This window comes from Rodentibacter mrazii (assembly GCF_001998825.1).
Taxonomy (GTDB): domain Bacteria; phylum Pseudomonadota; class Gammaproteobacteria; order Enterobacterales; family Pasteurellaceae; genus Rodentibacter; species Rodentibacter mrazii.
The window spans coordinates 1-23,511 of the sequence record NZ_MLHG01000043.1; the positions used below are offsets into that span (position 1 = coordinate 1).

Annotated in this window: 18 protein-coding genes; 7 read left to right on the forward strand and 11 right to left on the reverse strand. The window is 39.6% G+C overall.

Going from position 1 to position 23,511, the window contains the following annotated elements; translation table 11 throughout:
- The first annotated feature begins 304 nt into the window (after nucleotides 1–304).
- The 6 genes from BKK47_RS07105 to rlmB all read left to right on the forward strand — a co-directional run bounded on the left by BKK47_RS07105 (nucleotide 305) and on the right by rlmB (nucleotide 8,188).
- The gene (locus BKK47_RS07105; protein ID WP_077494174.1) at nucleotides 305–1,243 is read left to right on the forward strand and encodes a substrate-binding domain-containing protein; all 939 of its coding nucleotides are present in this window, start codon (nucleotides 305–307) and stop codon (nucleotides 1,241–1,243) included.
- An 81-nt stretch (nucleotides 1,244–1,324) separates the two neighbouring features.
- Complete coding sequence (locus tag BKK47_RS07110) at nucleotides 1,325–2,257, forward strand: sugar ABC transporter substrate-binding protein (protein WP_077494175.1); 933 nt, start codon at nucleotides 1,325–1,327, stop codon at nucleotides 2,255–2,257.
- A 68-nt stretch (nucleotides 2,258–2,325) separates the two neighbouring features.
- The gene (locus BKK47_RS07115; protein WP_077494176.1) at nucleotides 2,326–3,831 is read left to right on the forward strand and encodes a sugar ABC transporter ATP-binding protein; all 1,506 of its coding nucleotides are present in this window, start codon (nucleotides 2,326–2,328) and stop codon (nucleotides 3,829–3,831) included.
- Between the two features lie 49 nt (nucleotides 3,832–3,880).
- Nucleotides 3,881–4,834: an ABC transporter permease gene (locus BKK47_RS07120; RefSeq protein WP_077494177.1), complete on the forward strand. Its 954-nt coding sequence runs from the start codon at nucleotides 3,881–3,883 to the stop codon at nucleotides 4,832–4,834.
- Between the two features lie 234 nt (nucleotides 4,835–5,068).
- Entirely contained in the window at nucleotides 5,069–7,414 is a 2,346-nt protein-coding gene (rnr, locus tag BKK47_RS07125) for a ribonuclease R (protein ID WP_077494178.1), read from the forward strand.
- 33 nt (nucleotides 7,415–7,447) lie between these two features.
- Entirely contained in the window at nucleotides 7,448–8,188 is a 741-nt protein-coding gene (gene rlmB, locus BKK47_RS07130; protein ID WP_077494179.1) for a 23S rRNA (guanosine(2251)-2'-O)-methyltransferase RlmB, read from the forward strand.
- 77 nt (nucleotides 8,189–8,265) lie between these two features.
- Here rlmB and brnQ read toward each other — a convergent pair whose 3' ends face one another.
- Nucleotides 8,266–9,564: a branched-chain amino acid transport system II carrier protein gene (gene brnQ / locus BKK47_RS07135; RefSeq protein WP_077494180.1), complete on the reverse strand. Its 1,299-nt coding sequence runs from the start codon at nucleotides 9,562–9,564 to the stop codon at nucleotides 8,266–8,268.
- A gap of 234 nt (nucleotides 9,565–9,798) precedes the next feature.
- Between brnQ and nhaA the strand changes: the two genes are divergently transcribed.
- Nucleotides 9,799–10,974 carry a Na+/H+ antiporter NhaA gene (gene nhaA, locus BKK47_RS07140; protein WP_077494181.1) on the forward strand — a complete coding sequence of 392 codons (1,176 nt, stop codon included), beginning with the start codon at nucleotides 9,799–9,801 and terminating at the stop codon, nucleotides 10,972–10,974.
- A 135-nt stretch (nucleotides 10,975–11,109) separates the two neighbouring features.
- On the opposite strand, the gene BKK47_RS07145 is transcribed toward nhaA, so the two are convergent.
- Genes BKK47_RS07145 through BKK47_RS07190 form a run of 10 tightly spaced genes read right to left on the reverse strand, consistent with a single transcriptional unit; the run spans nucleotide 11,110 to nucleotide 23,508 of the window.
- A complete protein-coding gene (locus BKK47_RS07145) occupies nucleotides 11,110–13,215 on the reverse strand; it encodes a polysaccharide biosynthesis tyrosine autokinase (protein ID WP_244149118.1) in 2,106 nt (701 codons plus the stop codon).
- A 7-nt stretch (nucleotides 13,216–13,222) separates the two neighbouring features.
- Complete coding sequence (locus tag BKK47_RS07150; protein ID WP_077494183.1) at nucleotides 13,223–14,386, reverse strand: polysaccharide export protein; 1,164 nt, start codon at nucleotides 14,384–14,386, stop codon at nucleotides 13,223–13,225.
- 24 nt (nucleotides 14,387–14,410) lie between these two features.
- Nucleotides 14,411–16,348, reverse strand: a complete 1,938-nt coding sequence (locus BKK47_RS07155) for a nucleoside-diphosphate sugar epimerase/dehydratase (protein WP_077494196.1) — start codon at nucleotides 16,346–16,348, stop codon at nucleotides 14,411–14,413.
- 14 nt (nucleotides 16,349–16,362) lie between these two features.
- The gene (locus BKK47_RS07160) at nucleotides 16,363–17,541 is read right to left on the reverse strand and encodes a DegT/DnrJ/EryC1/StrS family aminotransferase (RefSeq protein ID WP_077494184.1); all 1,179 of its coding nucleotides are present in this window, start codon (nucleotides 17,539–17,541) and stop codon (nucleotides 16,363–16,365) included.
- A 23-nt stretch (nucleotides 17,542–17,564) separates the two neighbouring features.
- Nucleotides 17,565–18,203: an HAD family hydrolase gene (locus BKK47_RS07165; protein WP_143529596.1), complete on the reverse strand. Its 639-nt coding sequence runs from the start codon at nucleotides 18,201–18,203 to the stop codon at nucleotides 17,565–17,567.
- Nucleotides 18,193–19,158: an ATP-grasp domain-containing protein gene (locus tag BKK47_RS07170; protein WP_077494186.1), complete on the reverse strand. Its 966-nt coding sequence runs from the start codon at nucleotides 19,156–19,158 to the stop codon at nucleotides 18,193–18,195. The genes BKK47_RS07165 and BKK47_RS07170 overlap by 11 nt, the downstream gene beginning before the upstream one ends.
- The gene (locus BKK47_RS07175; RefSeq protein ID WP_077494187.1) at nucleotides 19,155–19,754 is read right to left on the reverse strand and encodes a sugar transferase; all 600 of its coding nucleotides are present in this window, start codon (nucleotides 19,752–19,754) and stop codon (nucleotides 19,155–19,157) included. Before BKK47_RS07175 ends, BKK47_RS07170 begins: the two co-directional genes overlap by 4 nt.
- Nucleotides 19,755–19,760: 6 nt before the next feature.
- Complete coding sequence (locus BKK47_RS07180) at nucleotides 19,761–21,026, reverse strand: O-antigen ligase family protein (RefSeq protein ID WP_077494188.1); 1,266 nt, start codon at nucleotides 21,024–21,026, stop codon at nucleotides 19,761–19,763.
- Complete coding sequence (locus BKK47_RS07185) at nucleotides 21,027–22,208, reverse strand: glycosyltransferase (protein ID WP_077494189.1); 1,182 nt, start codon at nucleotides 22,206–22,208, stop codon at nucleotides 21,027–21,029.
- A complete protein-coding gene (locus BKK47_RS07190; protein ID WP_077494190.1) occupies nucleotides 22,198–23,508 on the reverse strand; it encodes a flippase in 1,311 nt (436 codons plus the stop codon). The genes BKK47_RS07185 and BKK47_RS07190 overlap by 11 nt, the downstream gene beginning before the upstream one ends.
- Nucleotides 23,509–23,511 lie beyond the last annotated feature (3 nt).

Here is a 23,511-nt window from a genome sequence, read left to right on the forward strand (position 1 = left end):
AAATCGAATGACAAAGATTTCTCAAGATTTCATAAATAGGTGCTTTACAGCACCTATTTTTACATCGAAAAATGAATTAAACATTTCACTATTTTAAATTAAAAATTTTAACACCAAAACAAGATCTAGTTCACATTTTTGAAATTTGGTCATTGCGGGGCATATAAACTAAATGATATATATACAACAAATCATTTATTCCAATTTTAAACTTGGCGAAATTTATATTTCTTAAAATATTCTAGTAGGGGTAGCCGTATTTCTATTCTTTTTGTTATCCATTAACTAAAAAAGGAGTAATCTCATGAAAAAAACACTATTGGCATTATTATGCGGTAGCGCTTTATTAACCTCCCAAGCGACCATTGCTAAAAACATTGTCATTGGCGCGCCAATGGTTGCCTTTTCCGATAAATGGCAAACCTATCTTCAAGATGCGATTCGTGAGTTTGATAAAGCTCATGATGATGTCGAAATTAAACTTGCCGATGCTAACGGTGATCCGGCACGTTTGTTAAATGACGCAGAAACCTTTATTGATCAAAAAGTTGATGCATTACTTATTGTTCCAACGGATCCGAATATCATCAAAGTCATTGGTCGAAAAGCCAAACGAGCCGGCATTCCTCTCATTGTGATTAATCGTAAACCTTTAGATGAAGATATGCAGTATGTCACCAGTTATGTCGGTTCCGATGAAATTGAAGGCGGACGTATTCAGGCAAACTTTATTGTAAATACATTAGATGGTAAACCTGCCGAAGCTGCCATTTTAATGGGGCCTTTAGGTCAGGATGCGCAAATTAAGCGGACCCAAGGTAACAAAGAAATTTTCGCACAGAATAAAAATATCAAGATCTTTACCGAGCAAGAAGGCAAATGGGATAGAGCTAAAGGACTAGAAATTGCTGAAAACTTGCTTGCAGCAAATAAAAAACTAAATGTCGTTGTAAGTAATAATGATGAAATGGCAATAGGTGCGGTATTAGCCGGCAAAAAATTAGGGCTTAAAGATGAAGATTTAATTATTGTAGGTTTAGATGCCACACCGGATGCATTGGACTACCTTGGTAAAGGGTTGGATGCAACCGTGTTCCAATCTGCTGCCAGTCAAGGTATGACCGGTGCAGAAATAGCATATCTGGCTGCTAAAGGTGAAAAAGTACCTTCTGTAAAATGGGTTCCTTTTGAACTTGTCACACCGGATAAAAAAGAGGAATACCAAGCAAAATATAAAAAATAGTGTTTCAATCAACCCTAATGGAAAGGACAGCATTGTCCTTTCCGTTTGCTCACTAAGACATCTCAAACGGAGGAATAAACTATGTTAAAAAAGATATACATCTTAGTTATTGGTCTTTTTTTCACTCCTCTCATTCTTGCTAAATCCGTTGTAGTTGGCGTTTCAATATATAGCCTTGCCGATAAATACCCGACTTATTTACAGGATTCAATGAATAAATTTGTGTATTCACAAGCTAATCTTAAATTTAAATATGCCGATGCCAATGGCGATCCGGCAAAAATGCTAAATGATATAGAAAATTTTATTGATTCTAAGGTGGATGCATTAATCGTAATGCCAACAGATCAGAAAATTGTAAAAGCCATCGGATTAAAAGCAAAGAAAGCCCAAATTCCTTTAATTGTCGTCACTGTAAAACCAAATGAAGAAGATATGCAATATGTAGCAAGCTACGTAGGGTCTGAGGAAATTAAAAGTGGAGAAATGCAAAGTGAATTTATTATTAATTCGCTAAATGGCAAACCGGCTAAGGCAATGATTTTATTAGGCCCATTAGGGTTGGAAGCACAAATTAAACGCACAGAAGGTAATAAAAAGATTTTTGCTCAATATCCTGAAATTAAAGTGGTCGCGGAACAAGAAGCAAAATGGGATCGCTCAAAAGGTATGGAAGTAACAGAAAATTTACTTTCGGCACATCGCGATATTAATGTGATTCTTAGTAATAATGACGAAATGGCAATCGGGGCATTGCTTGCAGCAAAGAAATTAGGTTTCAAAGATAAAGATCTACTCATTGTAGGAATTGATGCGACACCGGATGCACTGAGTTATTTAGGTAAAGGTCTTGATGCTACTGTTTATCAATCAGCCTCAGAACAAGGGCGGTTGAGTGCCGAGATGGCATACAAAGCCGCATTAGGTGAAAAAATTCCAAAATATAACTGGATTCCTTTTGAATTGGTGACACCTGATATGAAAGAACAATATATCAATAAATATAAGGAGTAAACTGACCGCACTTTCTCACCATAACGACGATTTTAATATTCATTCTTAACCGATTTAAGGAGTTAAAAATGGCTAATAGTTCAAAGTCCCCTTATATTTTAGAAATGAAAAATGTATCAAAAACATTTCCGGGGGTGAAAGCACTTGACGGTATCAACCTTCGCGTTAGACGCGGAAGCATCCACGCATTAATGGGAGAAAATGGTGCCGGAAAATCTACTTTGATGAAAATACTGTACGGAATCTATATCCCCGATGAGGGAGGAGAAATAATTTTAGACGAAAAACCCTTTAAACCAAACCGCCCGATTGATGCTATTCGTTGTGGCTTGACGATGGTTCCACAGGAAATTTCCCCAGCAGCCAATTTAACTATTGCTGATAATTTTTACTTAGGACGTGAAATCACTCAAGGTAAGTTTTTTCTCGATCAAAAAACAATGAATAAACAAGCCTCGACTATTTTAAAAGATTTAGGCGTACCAATGGATGTTACAACCAAAATGTCGGATGTATCAGTAGCAAAAGCTCAATTGGTTGCCATCGCGACCGCTGTTTCCAACGATGCCAAAGTCATCATTATGGACGAGCCCACTACTGCATTAACGGAAAATGAAGTTGAACAGCTTTATCGAATCATTGAAACAGTAAAAGCGAGGGGAATTGCAATTATTTTTATCTCCCATAAGTTAGACGAAGTTTTCCGTGTATCTGATGAAATTACTGTCATTCGTGATGGTCAATATGTGGATACCAAACCAACCAAAGAAGTCAGTAAAGAACAACTCATTTCTATGATGGTCGGGCGCGATATGTCCGAAATGTTTCAACGTGAACGTTTTGAACTTTCAGATGAAATTGCACTTGAAATAAAAAATTTCACTCGTGCGGGATATTACCAAGATATTAATTTTTCTGTGCGTAAAGGTGAAATTTTTGGTATCGCCGGATTAGTCGGTGCAGGGCGTTCTGAGATCGTAGAGGGATTATTCGGTTATAAACCGGCGGATAGCGGCGAAATTTATATTAAAGGTGAAAAAGCGATTATTCATAATCCGCTTGATGCCATGAAATATAAAATCGGTTTTGTGACAGAAGATAGAAAACTGACGGGACTGTTTTTAAATCTAAGCATTACCGACAACATGATTATGCCGAAAATGTCCCCCTATCTTGAGAATCTCCTCGTTTCTGTAACAAGAGCTCAAAAAACAGCAAATGAACAAAAAGTAAAACTAAAAATTAAAGCGCCAAATGTTGAAGTCATTACGAATAATCTTTCTGGCGGGAACCAGCAAAAAGTATTACTTGCCCGATGGTTATTGTTAGAACCCGACATACTTATTCTAGACGAACCGACAAAAGGGATTGATGTAGGAGCGAAAGCAGAATTGTATAAACTGATGGTCGAGCTATCAAAACAAGGAAAAACCATCATTATGATTACTTCGGATATGTTGGAACTTTTATCAATGAGCGATCGAGTAATGGTAATGCATGAGGGGCGTCAAGTAGGCATTATTCCTCACACGGAGCTAACACAAGAACGGGTTCTTGAATTGGCTTCAGGTTAGTTATTTTATTCATCACGATCAGCTTTTAATTAAAAATGAGAGGTTTACTATGGAAAACGTGACATTGAAGAAAATTATCAATGCTTATGGGATGGTCTTAATCTTAATTCTTCTCTTTTTAGGATTATCAATTTCAATTGATGGTTTTTTCTCAGCAAGAACAGTGTGGAGTATTATCGAGCAAGTCTCCATGTTCGGCATCATAGCCATTGGGGTAACATTTATCATCATTACCACCGGCATTGATTTATCATCCGGTTCAGTCGTGGCTTTAACTGCGGTAGTATCAGCCTCGGTGGTCACCGGAGGAGATACCGTTTCAGCAGCGTTACTCGCTTTTGCCGTCTCGATTCTAATTGGTGCCGGATTGGGGTTAATTAACGGAGGACTTACGGCAATTGGTGGCATTCCACCTTTCATTGCCACATTAGGAATGATGATTATTGCTCGCGGTGCGGCTCAGCTTTATTCTGACGGTCGTCCAATTGATGCCTCTTCCGAAGCCTTTACTTGGATTGCCGATGTCAATATTTTAGGACTACCGGGATTAGTACTACTATATGTTTTAATTGTTATCATCACCCACATTTTACTCAGCCGTTCGACATTCGGTCGCCATGTTTATGCCGTAGGCGGAAACTTAAATGCTGCCAAAATTTGCGGAATTAATACGAATCGCACCTTAATCTGGGTTTATATTCTTGGCGGAGCATTATCTGGTCTGGCAGGCGCATTGCTTGCGTCCCGTACTTATGCGGGTAACCCGTCTTATGGATTGGCTTGGGAACTTGATGCCATTGCCGCAGCCGTTATCGGTGGCGTATCCTTAAGCGGTGGTTTCGGCACAATTCCCATGTGTGTGATTGGCGCATTAATTATTGGCACAACCAATAAAGGATTAAATATGCTTGGCGTTGATCCGTATTGGCAACAAATTGTAAAAGGAGCAATTATTGTTATTGCCGTATTACTTGATACATTAAAACGCCGCAAAAAAGGTTGATCAAATAGATAAGCGGATTAAAAATCCGCTTCTTTTTTGTATTTTCAAAAAGTATCGTAGCCGAAACATATCCCTGACTTAACATACAATTTTTTAGTAAAACAGAAAGTTTAAATTTTAGCTATCTTTACTTTTTCTCCGAAAAACTTTATTTCCATCTAATAACCCGATTTCCTTGCATTATCCTTCTGACAGTGTCAAACTCACTGCAATTTTTAATACTGTAAAAAAGTAATGACAAAAAAACAGAGAAAACTCAAGCTCCAAGATCCTCATTATCAAAGAGAATTAGCAAAATACGGCAATCCAATTCCAAGTCGGGAGCTTATTTTAAGTATGATTCGTGAAAATAACGCCCCAATGAATCGGGAAGAAATTTTGACCGCACTTTTTATTCGTGATGAGGAAAAAATGGAGGCAATGCGCCGTCGTTTACGGGCAATGGAAAATGATGGGCAGCTTGTGTTCACCAAACGCAAACGCTATGCCTTGACGGAAAAATTAGATCTTATTAAGGGATTGGTGATCGGTCATCGAGAAGGCTACGGCTTTTTGCAAGTCGAGGGCAAAAAAGAGGATTTATTCATTCCCAATCATCAGATGCAACGGGTGATGCACGGTGATTTTGTATTGGCACAACCAACAAATTTAGATCACCGAGGACGCCGTGAAGTCCGCATTGTGCGTGTATTGGAAAGTCGCAAGAAACAGATTGTTGGGCGTTTTTTCTTGGAAAACGGCTTTGGGTATGTGGTACCTGACGACAGCCGTATCGGACGCGATATTCTTGTGCCAAACGAACACCGTAACGGTGCGCAGATGGGGCAAGTGGTTGTGGTGGAATTACAACAACGCTCTGCCGCCTTCAATCAGCCAATAGGGATTATCACGGAAATTTTGGGCGATAATATGGCGAAAGGGATGGAAGTCGAAATTGCGTTACGCAATCACGATATTCCCTATCAGTTCCCAAGTGCGGTAGAAAAATACATTAGAAAATTCACAGAGGATGTGCCGGAAGAAGCAAAAAAAGGTCGTGTGGATTTACGCCATTTACCGTTAGTTACTATTGATGGTGAAGACGCACGGGATTTTGATGATGCGGTATATTGCGAAAAACAAGGTAAAGGCTGGAAACTTTGGGTGGCGATTGCGGATGTGAGTTATTACGTACGTTTGCATTCGGCACTCGATAACGAAGCCCATAATCGGGGGAACTCGGTCTATTTTCCAAATCGAGTCGTACCGATGCTGCCGGAAATTTTATCTAATGGCTTGTGTTCGCTTAATCCGCAAGTGGATCGCTTGTGTATGGTTTGTGAAATGCACATTTCCGCCAAAGGCAAACTCACCGATTATCGTTTTTATGAAGCGGTGATGAATTCCCACGCACGTTTGACCTACACCAAAGTGGCGAAAATTTTGGAAGGTGATAGGGAACTTCGTGAACGCTATCACGCACTCGCCCCTCATCTAGAAGAACTTTATCATCTTTATCAAGCACTGCTTTCTGCCCGTCATCAGCGTGGGGCGATTGATTTTGAAACCATTGAAAGCAAATTTATCTTTAATTCAATGGGACGTATTGAACGCATTGAACCGGTAATCCGCAACGATGCCCATAAAATCATCGAAGAATGTATGATTTTGGCCAATATCGCCGCCGCTAATTTTATGGAAAAACATAATGAACCGGCACTATATCGTATTCACGCAACACCAAGCGAAGAAAAACTCACTTCATTCCGAACTTTTCTCAGAGAGTTTGGTTTAAGCTTGGAAGGGGGGCTAAAACCGACCACGAAAGATTACGCAGAACTGTTAGAAAAAGTCAAAGAGCGACCGGATCACGAATTAATTCAAACCATGTTACTCCGTTCTTTAAGCCAAGCGGTATATAATGCGGATAATATCGGGCATTTTGGTTTAGCATTGGAAGAATACGCCCATTTTACTTCACCTATTCGCCGTTATCCTGATTTAACGCTCCATCGGAGTATTAAATATCTGCTTGCTAAAGAACAAGGGGCGAAACGTAAAACCACCGACAGTGGCGGTTATCATTATTCTTTTGATGAGATGGATCAGCTTGGCGATCATTGCTCAATGACCGAACGCCGCGCCGATGAGGCTACCCGTGAAGTGGCGGATTGGCTGAAATCTGAATATATGCAAGATCACGTTGGCAATGAATTTAATGGCGTTATTTCTTCTGTGGCCGGTTTTGGACTGTTTGTACGTTTAGACGACTTATTCATTGATGGCTTAGTGCATATCTCAACCTTAGAAAATGATTATTATCAATTTGATGCTGCCAAACAACGCTTAATCGGTGAAAACAGCGGAATGCAATATCGTTTAGGCGATAAAGTGCGGATTCGTGTGGAAGCCGTCCACCTAGAACAGAAAATGATCGACTTCTCGCTGGTGGGGAGTGAACGCAAACCCCGTCGAGCAGGCAAAACGGCAAAAGAGAGAGCAAAGAAAGTATTTAAAGAATTGCCGCCAAAAGCGATGAAAAAGCGTAAAAGTGCGGTTAAAAATAAAGAAGTTTCTCAAAAACAGAAAAAACGTAAATAATGTCGTCCTAAAATCAAAAAATAGAGAAAAATTATGTCAGAACAGATTTATGGTATTCACGCCATCAATAGCATTCTAGCCCATACACCGGAGCGTTTAATTGAAGTATTTGTATTAAAAGGGCGTGAAGATAAACGCTTACAGCCTTTGCTTAATGAACTCCACGCAATGGGTATCGCCGTGCAATTTGTTAATCGCCAAACCTTAGATAAAAAAGCAAATGGTGAAGTACATCAAGGGGTGATTGCACGCATACAAGCCGCAAAGGAACTCAATGAAAATGATCTTGATGTGATTCTTGCCGGTAAACAAAATCCACTTTTATTAGTACTTGATGGGGTAACTGATCCCCATAACCTTGGTGCCTGTTTGCGTACCGCCGATGCAGCGGGTGTCTTAGCTGTCATTGTGCCAAAAGATAAATCTGCACAACTCACCTCTGTGGCCCGCAAAGTGGCCTGTGGTGCAGCGGAAACCGTGCCGCTCATTCGAGTGACTAACCTTTCCCGTACCCTTCGTGATTTACAACAAAATCACAATATTTGGGTGGTAGGTACCGCCGGTGAAGCGACAGAAACCCTTTACCAAAGCAAATTGACCGGCGCACTGGCTCTCGTGATGGGGGCAGAAGGTGAAGGAATGCGTCGTTTAACTCGTGAACATTGCGATCAATTAATTAGTATTCCAATGGCAGGATCTGTCTCATCGTTGAATGTTTCGGTCGCAACGGGCGTATGTTTATTTGAAATCGTGCGTCAACGGCTAAGTGTATAAATATCTTAAAAAGCGACCGCACTTTATAAAAAAATACCGAGTATCTAAACCCGGTATTTTTTACTGTTCATCTATTTTTAAACTTTTTTTCGTCCTAATAGTAACGATAAAGCCAAGGCAACAAATGCCGGAATCAACCACGCCATACCATCAGCATAAAGCGGTAAATGGCTCAGTAAATCCTCAAGAACTTGCGGTAGTAAATCAACATTTTTTAAACTATCACAAGCACTAAAGAACACCGTAACCAATAAAGTGAAATAATAACTAAATTTAATATTCGGCAATTTATTACGGACAATTTGTAGTAATACCAACATAATCGCGACCGGATAAATCAGCAACAATGCAGGAATGGTAACTCTCAATAATTCCGTTAGTCCTGTTTGAGCAACCGTTGTGGTTACAATCGTAAATACAACGACCCAAAACGGGTAAGATAAACGGACATGAAATTTAGAGAAATAATCTGCACACGCACTGGTCACGCCTACGAGTGTCGTCATATTCGCCAAAATGATAATGCCCGACATAATCCAAGTCCCCGAAACCCCAAATAATGCGTTGACATAACGGGAGAAAATTTGTCCACCATTGGTAGCACCTTCTGCAACTTGCGCACTGGTTGCCCCTAGATAGAACAATGAAAAATACAACACTGACAATAAAAGTACGGAAATCACCCCTGCAGAAATCGTATATTTCATCACCTTTTGTGGGGAAGTGATATTCCGTACAGCCAACGCGCGAGCAACGATCCCCCCAAAGGCAATAGCCGCCAGCACGTCCATAGTTTGGTAGCCACTGATTAAACCGGATGTAATCGCAGGGTTTGTGGCATAAGCCTTGCTTGGCTCAACAATGTCAGAAAGCGGGGAAATGATAACGTTCACAGCAACAACAACTAATAATACGAGCAATGCTGGTGTCATAAATTTCCCAACAGTCGAAATAATCGTATTTGGGCGCAGCATAAAAAGCATACCGACAACATTAAAAATAAGGGAAAAAATAAAATGTGTGTGACTATTGTCTTCCATCATATTCAGTGGTAACCATGCCATTTCATAGGCGACATTGGTCACGCGCGGCATTGCGAATAATGAACCAATCACTAAATATAAGGTGATTAAAAATATTACCTCAGCCCATTTTGGCAAATCACGGGTAAGTTCTTCCCCTCTCCCAAGCATCGCCACAACAACCAAAGTAATGAATGGCATAAATACACCGGTCAATACGAAACCAAAAGATGCCGTTGCCCAATGTGTCCCGGCGGTAAATCCTTCCATTGGCGGAAAAATAACATTTCCTGCACCTAAAAAAAGCGCAAAAATCATCATTCCTAAAACTATAATATCTTTACGAGTAAACATAGTATTCTCAATTGATAAAAAGGAGCTTATTCTACTATAAACTACTTGATAACCCTAATCTTCAAATAAAAAAATGCAAACTCAGTTATTCAGCCACATATCAACTCAAAAACCATCATAAAAATGACCGCACTTTCATACCGATATTTTCTCAGATAAATAAAAATGTGGTAGTATCAAGGCTTATTTGAGTTTTTTATTGTATTTATTTTTTAATTTTGGGGAGATTTTTTAATGTTGCAACTGATACGACAATTCTTCAAACTCGAATCATCCGGTGGAATTTTATTACTTTTCGCCGCACTTATCGCCATTTTATTTGCTAACTCACCTTTAGGTACAGATTACAATAATTTTTTACATTTACCCGTAAGTGCTCAAATCGGGGCATTCTCCATTGATAAAACCTTACTCCATTGGATTAATGATGGCTTTATGGCAGTATTTTTCGTTTTAGTAGGGTTAGAGGTAAAGCGTGAATTGTTAGAAGGGTCTCTTTCCAACTATCAACAAGCTATCTTCCCTGCTTTCGCGGCAGTCGGTGGAATGGTCATTCCTGCATTAGTCTATGTTTTTATCGCCCATCAAGATCCTACGCTTGCCAATGGCTGGGCAATTCCAATGGCAACAGATATTGCTTTCGCTCTTGGTGTTATGGCACTTTTAAGCAAACAAGTTCCGCTGCCGTTAAAAGTCTTTTTGCTGGCACTTGCTATCATTGATGACTTAGGTGCCATTATCGTTATTGCCCTATTTTTCTCTCACGGACTAAGTATTCAGGCACTTATTTTCGCTGCAATCGCGATAATTCTACTCATTGCCCTAAATCGCTTTAAAGTCACCGCACTTTGTGCCTATATGGTGGTTGGCATCATTTTATGGGCCTCCGTATTAAAATCCGGCGTGCATGCAACACTAGCCGGCGTGATTATCGGTTTCTGTATCCCGCTCAAAGGGGAAAAAGGTGAGACACCATTAGAAGATTTTGAACATTTGCTTGCACCTTGGGCCTCATTCCTTATTTTACCTTTATTTGCTTTTGCTAATGCGGGGGTAAGTTTTGAAGGGTTAGATTTTTCTATGCTAACATCACCGTTGTTACTCGCTATTGCCTTAGGATTGATTATCGGCAAACCGGTCGGTGTTTTTAGTTTTAGTTATCTTTCTGTGAAGTTAGGTATCGCTAAATTACCGGAAGGCATTAATTTTAAACAAATTTTTGCTGTTGCCATTTTGTGCGGTATCGGGTTTACCATGTCGATGTTCTTAGCAAGTCTCGCTTTTGGTAATTATGATGACGAAAGTATAAATACCCTTTCCCGTTTAGGAATCTTACTTGGTTCCACGGTTTCCGCTATTGCTGGTTATGTTTTCTTAAAACAAACAACAAAACTTAATGAGTCTTTGTAAGTACGGTCAAAATAAGCACTATTTTCTGTGATAGAAATAAAAAAATCGCCATTGAATTAAAATCGGAATCTCAATAGCGATTTTTTATTTTTAGCGCTCATTACAGTAAAAAAACGACACTGAAATCAATCGCACTTATCCATAATAACGATGGAAATAATCATCTTTTGTTGATGCTCGTGCTTTCAAACCGTTTAGAATCACACCTTTCACCTTCATACCCGCATTGACGAAACTCCGATGAGACGCCTCAATTTCTTTTTGCGTTGTATGTTCAAAATGTCCAATCAACACAACCGTTCCCATATGTTGAGCTATAATGGCTGCATCCGTTACTGCTAAAACAGGTGGAGCAGAAATAATCACAACATCATAATGTTTAGATGCCCATTCCAATAATTGAGAGAAGCGGTTTAACGTAAGGAGTTCTGCCGGATTATGTGGCGTTGCACCTCTGGTAATAACATGTAAATGAGCATTGACTTGTTGTACGGCTTGTGAAAATTCTTCGCCTTGTGCCAATATTTCTGATAAGCCCTGTTGATTATCTAAATGCAATTGGGTATGAGCATAGCCTCTACGTAAATCAGCATCAATAAATAATACGCGTTGGTTGGTCTGTGCAATCAAGTTGGCAAGATTGGCTGAAATAAAACCTTTCCCTACCCTTGCTGTTGCACCGACAAGCATAATACGATTATTTTTAGCTTTACTTAGAATATGGTTCAAATCTGTTCTTACACCACGGAGTGCTTCAATCGCCAGATCACCCCCATAATGTTCAGATAAGAGCGCTAAGCCACCATCCTTACCTGAGGATTTACGAGAAAGCATATGCTGTTTTTTAGTATAGGGAATGGTTGCATACACATTTAAGCCGAGCTCACGAACCTTTTCCGAACTTTTAATACCTTTATCAGATAATGTTCTGAAAATAACAATCGCACATCCTGTCATCCCACCCAAAATCACAGAAAAGGATAAAATCAATAACTTACGTGGTGCAATCGGATCCGGCATAACACGTGCTTGATCTAAAATACGCACATTGCTTACCGCACCAGCCCGAATCACATCAAGTTCTTGGATTTTATTTTGTAATTGTACAAAGATTTCTTGATTTGATTCAAAATCACGCGTTAAACGGATAATTTCCTTTTGAGTTTTTGGCAAATTTTCCATTGCCTTGCTTAAACGCGCCTTTTCTTTTAATAACACTTGGCGTTGCTCTAATAATGCAGCATAAGTAGGATGGTTACGTTTAAACCGCTGTGAAATTTCACTTTCTTTAATCGTCAATGCATTCAAATCTTCTTCCAATTGAACCATCGTATCCAACATTGACTTCGCTTCTAAATCTAAATCAACCGAAGCATTTCGTTGACGATACTCATTTAATGCATTTTCAGATTGTGTCAAACGTTCACGCACATTAGGTAGGCGAGCCTCAAGAAACGCTAAACTTTTTTCAGCTTCTGCTGTATTACGTGCTGTACTGTGTTGAATATAGCTATTCGTGATCGCGCGTAAAACATGATAAATATAGTCTTTATCCTCACCATTAAGGTTAAGACTAATTACACCAGTCAGCTTACCTTGTTCTTCTACAGAAAGTTTCTTTTGAAGATCCGCTACAATTTTTAACTCATCCAATTTTTCTAAAGAAAAACGTTTGCCGGATTCGCCTTTTAAATTTGTTACATGAATAATGACATCATCGTTATCATATATTTGACCCACTTTACCTTCTACAATCAGTTTCCCATCCACATCAAAAAGCGAATATTCTTCTTGAGTGCGACCGATCTCTAGAACAGCTTGTTCCAAATTTTTATGCTTGGGAATAAAACGAGAAATCACTAGCTCAGGTTTGACGCCAAATAGCTTTTCCCAACCTTTACTAAAAAAAGGAATTGTATATTTCGGTGAAATTTGTGTCGATAAATTTAACTCATCAATTGCATCAGTCAAAATCGCCCTTGATTTAATCACAACAATTTCCGTTCCTGCGGAAGATTCTTGTTCAAAAAGACTCGAAATTTCCTTCAATGCACCACCAGTATATTTTGATTCAACCTGAACAGAGACATTAGCATTATAGATTGAAGGTGCTAATAACACATAAACAATCCCTAATACCACAAAAGAGAGAATCGTATAAAGAATCGTTTTTTTTCGATCCCAAAAGACGGCCAATAGTTTACTTAGATCAACAATGTCATTCTGCTTTTTATGCATCATACTTCTCCTATCGTCCCCATGTTCTGATTCTTAAAGTACCTTCGGTTAAATCATTATAACCACTGATGGTTGGGATAACTTGTGAAATAATGCGATTCCATTTGGTAACCGGTGCAGTAGTGACATAAACCACATCATGTGGTCGTAAATAAAACTCAGTACCTAAAATATAAGCCGTTGGGTTTGTAACGTCCAACTGATAAATATTCGCCACTTTTTCAATTTGCTCACCATTATCAGTTTGCACCATTTCATGCTTTCCTCGTTGACCGCGGATAACAAAGATCCCAGTTGCATCAGCAGATAACTTATCAATGCCACCACTTGCACTAATCGCTTCTGTCAACGTCATACCATTACGCCCAATCGTTAAAAATTGGGGTTTAACGACCTCCCCGACAACGAAGATTTTCATAGTATCGTTACGTGGAATATGCACGATATCGCCATTAGTGAGTAAACGATTTTGTGTCAAATCACCGCGTTGAATTAATGCTTCAATCGAAACCGTTTCATCTCGACCATTACGGGTAATTTTTACATTATGCCAATCTGCATGATCGGAAAGTCCACCGGCTTTATTCACTGCATCTAATAAAGTCAATGGTACATTTGTAATAAATTGCTGACCCGGAGATTTCACCTCACCGGTCACATAGGCTTTTTGTGATTGGAATGATGCGACACTCACTTCAACCTGTGGGGAGGTAATGTAATTAGATAAAGCACTCGTTAAACGATGACGAATTTGTTGCGTGGTTAAACCGGCGACCTTAATTGCTCCCACATATGGATAAAACATCGTACCATTGGCATGAACTTGGTTTCCGGCTTCTGCCGCAGATCGGTAAGATCCTGCCGGAGTGGTTAATTCCGGATGATCCCAGACGGTGACATTTAACACATCGCCCGGACCAACACGATATTGATAATTTCTCACGGCTTTATCTAAACCGGAATTAGAACGCGCAGAAGCATTTATCGGTGTCAATTGTTTAAGTAATTGTGGCGTAATTAAATAAGCATCAATTGCTTTATCATAATCCGTTTTTTCACCCATCACTTCCGTTTTTTTTGTTATTGGCGAGCTTGAACTTGGCAATAAAACAGAGCAAGATGAAAGTAAAAACATCACGCTCATTAACAATAAAGATTTACTTAATTTATTCATAATTTAAGATCGTTGCAGTTAGAGTTAATCATTCTGATTTTGTTGTTGAACCCAAACAAAATCTGCTAATTTACTTACAGGGTGATACCCCGTCGGCGCGTTCAATAATAAGTCTCGAATTCGTTCACAATCATTGTGTTCACAGGCATTCTCAAGTTGAACCAACAATGTATTTAATTGATCCAATGGCAAAAAGACTTCTCTTGCTGTCATAATGCGTTCATGGTAAGTCAATTCAACGTTATCATCGCCAATAAGCAACTCTTCATATAATTTCTCACCGGGTCTTAAACCTGTGAAGCGAATTTCAATATCGCCGTGTGGGTTTTCTCTGTCACGAATACTGCGCCCTGAAAGTTTGATAAGATTTTTTGCCAGATCAACAATTTTTACCGGTTCCCCCATGTCCAGAATAAACACATCCCCCCCTTTTGCCATGGCTCCGGCTTGAATCACTAATTGAGCCGCTTCAGGAATCGTCATAAAGTAGCGAATAATACGTTCATCCGTCACCGTAATTGGTCCGCCCTGTTCAATTTGTTTTTTAAACAATGGAATAACCGAACCTGAAGAGCCCAACACATTACCAAAACGCACCATTGAAAATAAAGTGTGATGTGACCGCTCTTTTTCTTTTGCCAAAGCTTGTAAACAAAGCTCGGAAATGCGTTTTGTACTTCCCATCACATTAGTTGGGCGTACCGCTTTATCGGTGGAAATTAAAACAAAAGAACGCACACCAGCAGCGATCGCCGCTTTTGCCGTATTGTAAGTGCCGAAAATATTATTTCTCACCCCTTCCACCACATTATATTCCACCATGGGTACATGTTTATACGCCGCCGCGTGATAAACCGTTTCAACATGGAAAGTTTGCATAATGTCTGTTAAACGTTGTGTATTTTGCACATTACCCAATAACGGCAATACAATCACATCGCTAATGGATTCATAACGCATAATCTCTTTCAAATCCTGCTCTATCGCATAAAGCGCATATTCGGAGATTTCAAAAAGGAGCAACAATTTTGGTCGATTACGGATAATTTGACGACAAAGTTCCGAACCAATCGAACCTCCAGCACCGGTGACCATCACAACTCGACCTTGAATGTTTTTACTAAACAGTTCGGGAATCGGTGCCACAGGATCTCTGCCCAGTAAATCGATGATGCTCACTTCTTTAATATCAGAAATATTGACTTGACCATCAACCAATTGGCTTAATGGCGGCAATTCCATCATTCGTAAACCTGATTGGGATAAAAATGACACAATTTCATTTTTTCTTACTCGGCTCACAGAAGGCAATGCAATCAAAATTTCATCAATTTCATAGCGTTTTAACGCCTCTAATCCAGCCTCAGCGGAGTAAATTTTCAGTTTTCCCGCACGACGGTTAATCAGATTCTTGTCATCATCAATGAAAAATAACGGTACATGTCCGTCGGAATTTAATAAAGCTTCAGCAATACGACGCCCGGCGACCCCAGCACCATAAATGGCAATGCGTTTACTCGCCTTACTGGAACTTAAAATACCACGCACCAATAAACGAATCCCCGCCCGGCTCAACAGAACCCAAAACAGTACCATTAAACCAAACATCAGCGCGACAGAAATGGGAACAAACACATCCGTTATACTTTTCAATAAGAGGATTTCTACTACTGTAATCGTGGTCGCAACACTTAATCGAAAAATTAAGTTTTCGTTTGAGGCTCGAATAACAAAGTGGTAGATACCACAAATAAATAAGCTGGCTACCGCAAGTAAAGAAACCCAAATCTCCGTAGCATAAAATTGTGGTACAACACTGCTGACGTCATTCTCAACGTCCGATAAACGCAGTGCATAACTAATCCAAAGCAAAAGAGGAAAAACCAACAAGTCAATAAGCATTAATCCGATTACTTTCAACCAGATTGATACGGTTACCAGCCTTGTAACAAAAGATTTAATCACAAAAAACCCCTTTACACAGCGTCTAACTCTGCAATAACCTGACGAATCGCTTGACGACAACGCTCAAGACTTTGTTCGCTTAATGTCGGGTGAACCAAAAACATTAAACTTTCTTCGCCTAATTTCACGGCGTTTTTTAACCGCACTTTTGGTCGCCACGGTGTGCCGTCAAAGGCTTTTTCCAAATACACTTCTGAGCAGGAACCGCTATAACAGGGCACATTTCTATCATTAATCGCTTGCATAATACGATCGCGAGACCAACCTTTCGGCAAGACATCGGAATTCACCTGCACATAGCATTTGTAAGCAGCGTGCACATAATCTTGATTTGGTTGATAGACGGTAAAATACCGGCTACCTTCAAAAGCATCAAAAATCAGCGCCATATTGGCATTGCGCTTCGCCGTCCACTCCTCCATGCGGGTCAGTTGAATACGCCCCAATACTGCCTGTACTTCCATCATACGCCAGTTAGTACCGAAGGAATCGTGCAACCAACGGAACCCCGGTGGGTGTTGTTTGTTATACACTGTGTCATAATCTTTACCGTGATCTTTGTACGACCACATTTTTTTCCACAAATTTTCATCGTTGGTGGTCACCATACCGCCTTCGCCACCGGTGGTCATGATTTTGTCCTGACAAAACGACCAAGCGCCGATATGCCCGATAGAGCCCGCAGGTTTGCCTTTATATTTCGCACCGTGCGCCTGTGCACAGTCTTCAATCACATACAGCCCTTTTTCTTGGGCTAATTGCATAATCGGATCCATATCGCACATCCAACCAGCCAAATGTACACAAATAATGGCTTTAGTGTTCGGGGTTAATACAGCCTCAATAGTACGACGGGAAATGTTTTGTGAATCCGGTTCCACATCGGCAAAAATCGGATTAGCTCCAGCTGTCACAATGGCGCTGGCAGAAGCTAAAAAAGTACGGGAAGTCACAATCACATCATCGCCAGCCCGGATATTCAGCGCTTTTAACGCTATATCCAACGCCACCGTACCATTCATTAACGCCACTGCATATTTGGTTTGGCAATATGCCGCAAATTCTTTTTCAAATTCACGACATTCGGTACCCGTCCAATAATTTACTTTATTGGATAAAATCACTTGTAAAACAGCATCTGCTTCTTGCTGAGTAAATGACGGCCAAGGTTCAAAAGACGTATTAAGCATAATTATTCCTTACTGACTAAAAGTTAAAGCACAGCTATTAGTTCTGTCCATTCAGAAATATAAAAGTGCGGTAGAAATTCCGAGTGAATATTGAAGTCTTGTTTATGAATATTATCTCCTTTATCCCTTAAACAAATAGTTTCCCAGCCAAGTTTATTCGGCGAGACAAAATCTTTTTGTGGATTATCACCGATATAAATATATTTCTGACACTGCAATGCATCCTGCACCGCCAAGAAATTTCTCGGATCCGGTTTTTCGCTGCCGATTTCTTCCGAAATGACAACAAAATCTAATATTTCTTCTAAATTTAACGCTTTTAATTTATTACGTTGTGTAATTGAACGTCCATCGGTAATCACCGCTAATTTATAATCCTTACGCAGGTTATTTAAAATTTCCCAGGTATGCTTAAACAATTTAATATCCGGGCTATGATAACGATACCATTCCAATAATATGGATAATTCAATTTGATATTTATCGGTTAAATATTTAAATGTGTTTTCCCCGCGGTGGTATAACTCCACCAAATGATCGAATAACGGTTTCCAATTTTCAGGTTCCAACCGCATGGATATATGTTTATAGCCGGAATATAAGAAATCAATTTCGGCATATAGTGTGTCATCCAAATCCAAAACCAACGCTTTATTTTTCATAATAATGTACCAACACTTCTGCGTCATAACGCAACATTAATAGGTTATCTTCCCAATCACCGAATACCGGAATGGTTTCATTAAATAGGTACTCTTTCATTAACCATTGCGGATAATTCGCCCGTGCCAAATAACTTAACGGATAACCGCCACCAAAACGCGGGTTAATCTCAATACCTAATACCTGTGCTTCGGTTTTATGAAAAAATACTTGAACGGTTAAACAACCTCTCGCACCAGGTAAACGAGCCAATTTTTCCGAAAAAATACGAACAATATTATTCTTTCGCGTCACACCTTTATTAATTTCACCCGCACGCACAAAAATACGCTGCCTTGGAACTACGCATTTTAATTGGGAATTTTTATCGTAATAACAATCTACTGTATATTCATCATATTCTTCCGGTGAAATATATTGCATAAACAACAATTCCGGATTATTTAAATTTTCTTCCGTTAAATCCACCGCACTTTTTGCCACGAAAATTCCTTTGCTTAGACTGCCGTTATACGGTTTTGCAAATAAAGGAAATTGCAAATTATCGCGTTCAAATTGTTTTGGAATATCAATGCCATATTCTGTGAATAAATCATGGGTCAAACGTTTATCTCGACATTTTTTAACAAACTCCACATCACTGACCGAAATCGCAATACCGTGATTTTTAAAACGGTCAATGTTCTCACTTAAAATTAAAAGTTCAGTGTCAATAGTCGGCACAATTAATTTAATCTGATTTTCCAAGCAAATTTGTAGTAACATGTCGATATAATTTCTATCCGTCACCCGTGGTACTTGAAAATAGCCATCGGCAACATGACAAGCCGGCGCAAGGATTGGGTTTAAATCCACAGCCAATACCTTGCCGTTTTCAACTATTTTTGTGAGTTCTGTTTTAAATGCCTGAACCAAAGAAACACGTTGTCCCGCCGATGTAATTAGAATGTTCATGATTTTTTATTTCCCTCAAATTTAGGCATGGTTACGTCATTCACCGCATTAATGTCATCTTTTGCGATAACTTTTTGTACAGTTTTAAACAAAATTCTCAAATCCAGCCAAAAGGATTGGTTCTCCACATACCAGATATCCAACTCGAATTTCTGTTCCCAGCTGATGGCATTACGCCCGTTCACCTGCGCATGGCCGGTAATACCGGGCTTTACACTGTGGCGCTTAGCCTGTTTTTTATCGTAAAGCGGTAAATATTCCATCAATAGTGGACGCGGACCGACTAAGCTCATATCCCCCTTTAATACATTCCAAAGCTCCGGTAATTCATCCAAACTGGTGGCGCGCAACATTTTCCCGAAAGGTGTTAAACGTTCGCTGTCGGGTAGCAAATGTCCTTGTGCATCCACTGCATCCTTCATGGTACGGAATTTAATCATTTCAAAAGGTTTGCCATGTAAGCCCGGGCGGGTTTGTTTAAACAATACCGGCGAACCCAAATTTTTCTTTACTTTATAAGCAACAAAAAAGTAAACGGGCGAAAGTATCAGCAACGTCAATGAAGCGACTACAACATCCAAAATACGTTTTAACATAATGATTTACCTATTATTTTTAGAAAACATGTCATGCTTATTCAAAATTATATCAATTAACACCCAAAACAGCGGATACCACACTAACGGCAACCTAAAAATGGAAGAAGGCACCCAAACAATCCAGCAAAAATTTGCAATGATGAACAGGATAAAAATCTTTTCTTTAGACATTAATATCCCGTCGTTTAATACATAAAAAGCTAAATAAAATAGGAAATAAATAAACGAAATAAAGGCGAAAATGCCGAATGCCAGATAAACTTCAATAAAGAAACTATGCGGGTTGGTATAACCGAGCGGGAAGCTAAGCTTAACCTGATCGAAATAATGAATGTAATCACGGGGACCATACCCCAGCCACAGAATCTTAAAGTTATCAATGAAAGTGCCATAGATCTCGGTTCGATAGCCCACTGATTTATCATCATTCATGGAGAAAATGACTAGGGAAAAACGCTCAATCGGACGCTCCAGCCATTCAATACGGGACAATTGAAGGAATATTTCCTGTAACCAGGATAAGTTAAAAATAAACAGAATAATTACGCAGCCAAGTAATAAATACACGACTCTGAAATATAATGAGGCATTTAAGAAAAGCAATAATATCAGCATCATCAAATAACTTGCCAACACGCTACGCGAGGCACTGACCACTACCACAGCACCCATCATCAGCAACAAAGTATAACCGACAACTTTCAATTTGAGGTTTTCACCACGAATGATGAAGAAAAAACCCACCGCGGCCGCAAGAGAAACCATCACGACTGCTTGGTCGTTAGTATTAAAAAAGAAACCTTTAAAAGCTTTATCGGTAACCGTTAATTCTTCGTTCCCCGACACCAACTGAATGCCCAGCCCAGCTTCAATAAAAAAACCTAACAACACAAACAATGAGATACCCAACAGCAGGTATCGAATATCATTTTCTCCGTTACGGTGACGGAAGGCTAAAAAGGAATAATGGAAAGAGAAAATTACAATGCCGAAGAAAAACAAATCCACTAGCTTCTCAGAGGAAAAGGATGCTAATACGGACAAAAAACCAAAGAAGAACACACCATAAAGCGGAAGAAGAAACTTTAGAAAATCCGTCTCGATTTTGTTAGAAAACAACGTAATTATCGATAATGTCACAAAAAGTCCCCCCAATGCACTGTCCAAGCGCGGCAAGCCGGCAAGATTGGAAAGTGCAGGCGATAATACGGTTAAAGCTAACCCGAATAACAAGACTAATTTAAATATATCGGTACGTTGAATAGCCATCTAAATAATTTTCTTTATAAGCTTTGTAATTTTTTGATAGGAATATTCCCGTAAAAATCGTTCTTTTGCCAAACGTTGGTTAATTACGGACATATGCACCAATCGACTGTTGTCTTGAGCCAATCGGTTCAATAAATCGGCAAGTTGTCCATAATTCCCTGCAAAATATTGAATGCCACCGCCTTCGGCAAGCAGCTTTTCCACTTCCGGTTGTTGTTGGCAGCTCAAAATAGGTAAACCACAACAAATGTAATCGGATAATTTATTGGTAATGCTACCTTGCGACGTCGCTTTAATAGCATTTAATGCCACATCGGAATTTGCCAGAATATCCATGGCATCGTCATAGCTGTGGACCCCCAGAAAAGACACATAACCGCCTAGTTCTTCATTTAATTCCCGTAACTGTGCTTCATGAGGTCCAGTGCCGATAAACTGAATTTTGACACGTTCCTGACAAAGTGGTGCGGCACGAATAATCGTTTCTAAATCATAGCTACCCGCCATAGAACCTAAATAAGTGGCAACCAATTTGTTCGTAGTTTTAGTTTTATGTTCACGATAAAACAATGCCTCACCACCAATATATACGGCAGTTTTCAAATCCGACGGCAGATTTTTCACATCTGCCCGTTGCAAATACGTATCGGATACCGCCACCAACGCATCGGCATAGGCATAGGTTTCATTAGCATAAATTGTAACCGGGCACATAAGCGCTTTACCCAACGTGCCAGAAAGCTGGGAAATCGGTCCTGCAATGGCTTCCGGCCAAACATCCTGCACATCAATAACCAATTTATAGCCTTTTTCCGATTTATATTTACCTAAAATGTGATTGGTTTTAATGAGCGGATAAGCGGAATACACCACATCAATTTGTTTCTCGTAATGGCGCAAAAAATTTTTAAAATTGCGACAAAATTGATGGTGACTTAATAAGCGCCGAACACTGACATTCTTGGTATAACCCGGTTCGTCCAATAGCACCACTTTCACACCTGGAAAGTGCGATTGATTTTCGCGGTGTTTTTTCAGGAAGTGGCAGTACTTGCTGGTCACCAATGTCACGTCGAACTCCTCAGCAAGCAACTTAGCAAGGTAAATAAACCGATTCATACCCATTTCTTCGGGAAATGTCACATAAGGTGCAACCAATAAAATATGCTTTTTATCTGGCATTTTTTCTTATTCCTGTTACAAAACCGAACATCATTTTAAAGTCCGACCATTTCGGCATGATGTTTATAAAAGCACCGCTTTTCGTTACCTGTTCAAAGGCTTTCAAACGTAAAACCAAATCCATGGTATAAGCCATTGTGGTTGCCAGTGAGGCACCGATTAAACCGAATAACGGTACCAAACATAAACTAAGGGCTACGTTAATGACAAAAACCCAATAAGAGTTTTTCAAATTGAGCTCAGCAAACCCGCGAGCGGCAAGATCATTGGCAAGAATACGCGATGGTGTCCACGCCAAAATCCCCGGCAACAGCAATAACACTACATAAACCGCTTGGTTATAGTCTTCACCGAATAACCAATCCACCACAATCGGCGCCAGCACAGCAAATGCAGCGCCAATTAATAATGTCACCAATAAGGTCATTCTGGCACTGTCTAAGGTAAGTTTCGCCACCTCCCTGGCATCATTGTCCTCACCTAATTTACTAGACAAACGTGGCAATAAAACGGTACTTACCGCCTGCGATGGCAACCATAATTTTTCTGCCAATTGCATACCTACAGAATAAACTCCAACAACTATTGGTGTTGTGAAATAGCCAAGAATTAACAGTGAAGAACGATAATTCAACAGCGTAATAATGTTACTTAAATGGGATTGCACCCCGTAGCCGATAAATTCCTTCAAAAATTTAAAAACAGGATAGATTTCGATTTTGATGAGCTTCCAAATAATCCGTATCAAAATGATAAAACTCAGCCAATGGCTTACCACATAAGCCATTAATACCGATTCCACTTGATTCGATAACAGCACTGCAATCAGTGAAATCACAAAAACCATTGCCGGTTGCGCCACACATAAAATGTTGAACCATTTAAAGTTTTGCATTGCCTGCACAAGAGACGGTAACACAGTGAAAAAGGTTTGTGGCAACAGCGAAGCAATAGATAAATACAATAATGTTACCGGCATATCTTTAAAAAAATATACGCCGAAATAATGTACTCCCACCGCAAGAACCAGTACAGTCAGTAGTGAAATGAACGTCAGCAAAACCAAATTAACATACAGAGCTTGTCTTTCATTAACGATTTTTCTGCCGATCGCGTAAATATTGACGCTCTGCAAACCGAATGTAATCATTTGTGAAAACAAGGTCGGTAATAAAATCGCTAAGGTGTACAGCCCCATTTGTTCCGAACCAAGACCTCTGGCAATCAGAATCAGGGTCACGATCTGTAATACACCGACTAAAATTTGCCTGACAAAAACCATCGATATCAAATTAATCATAGC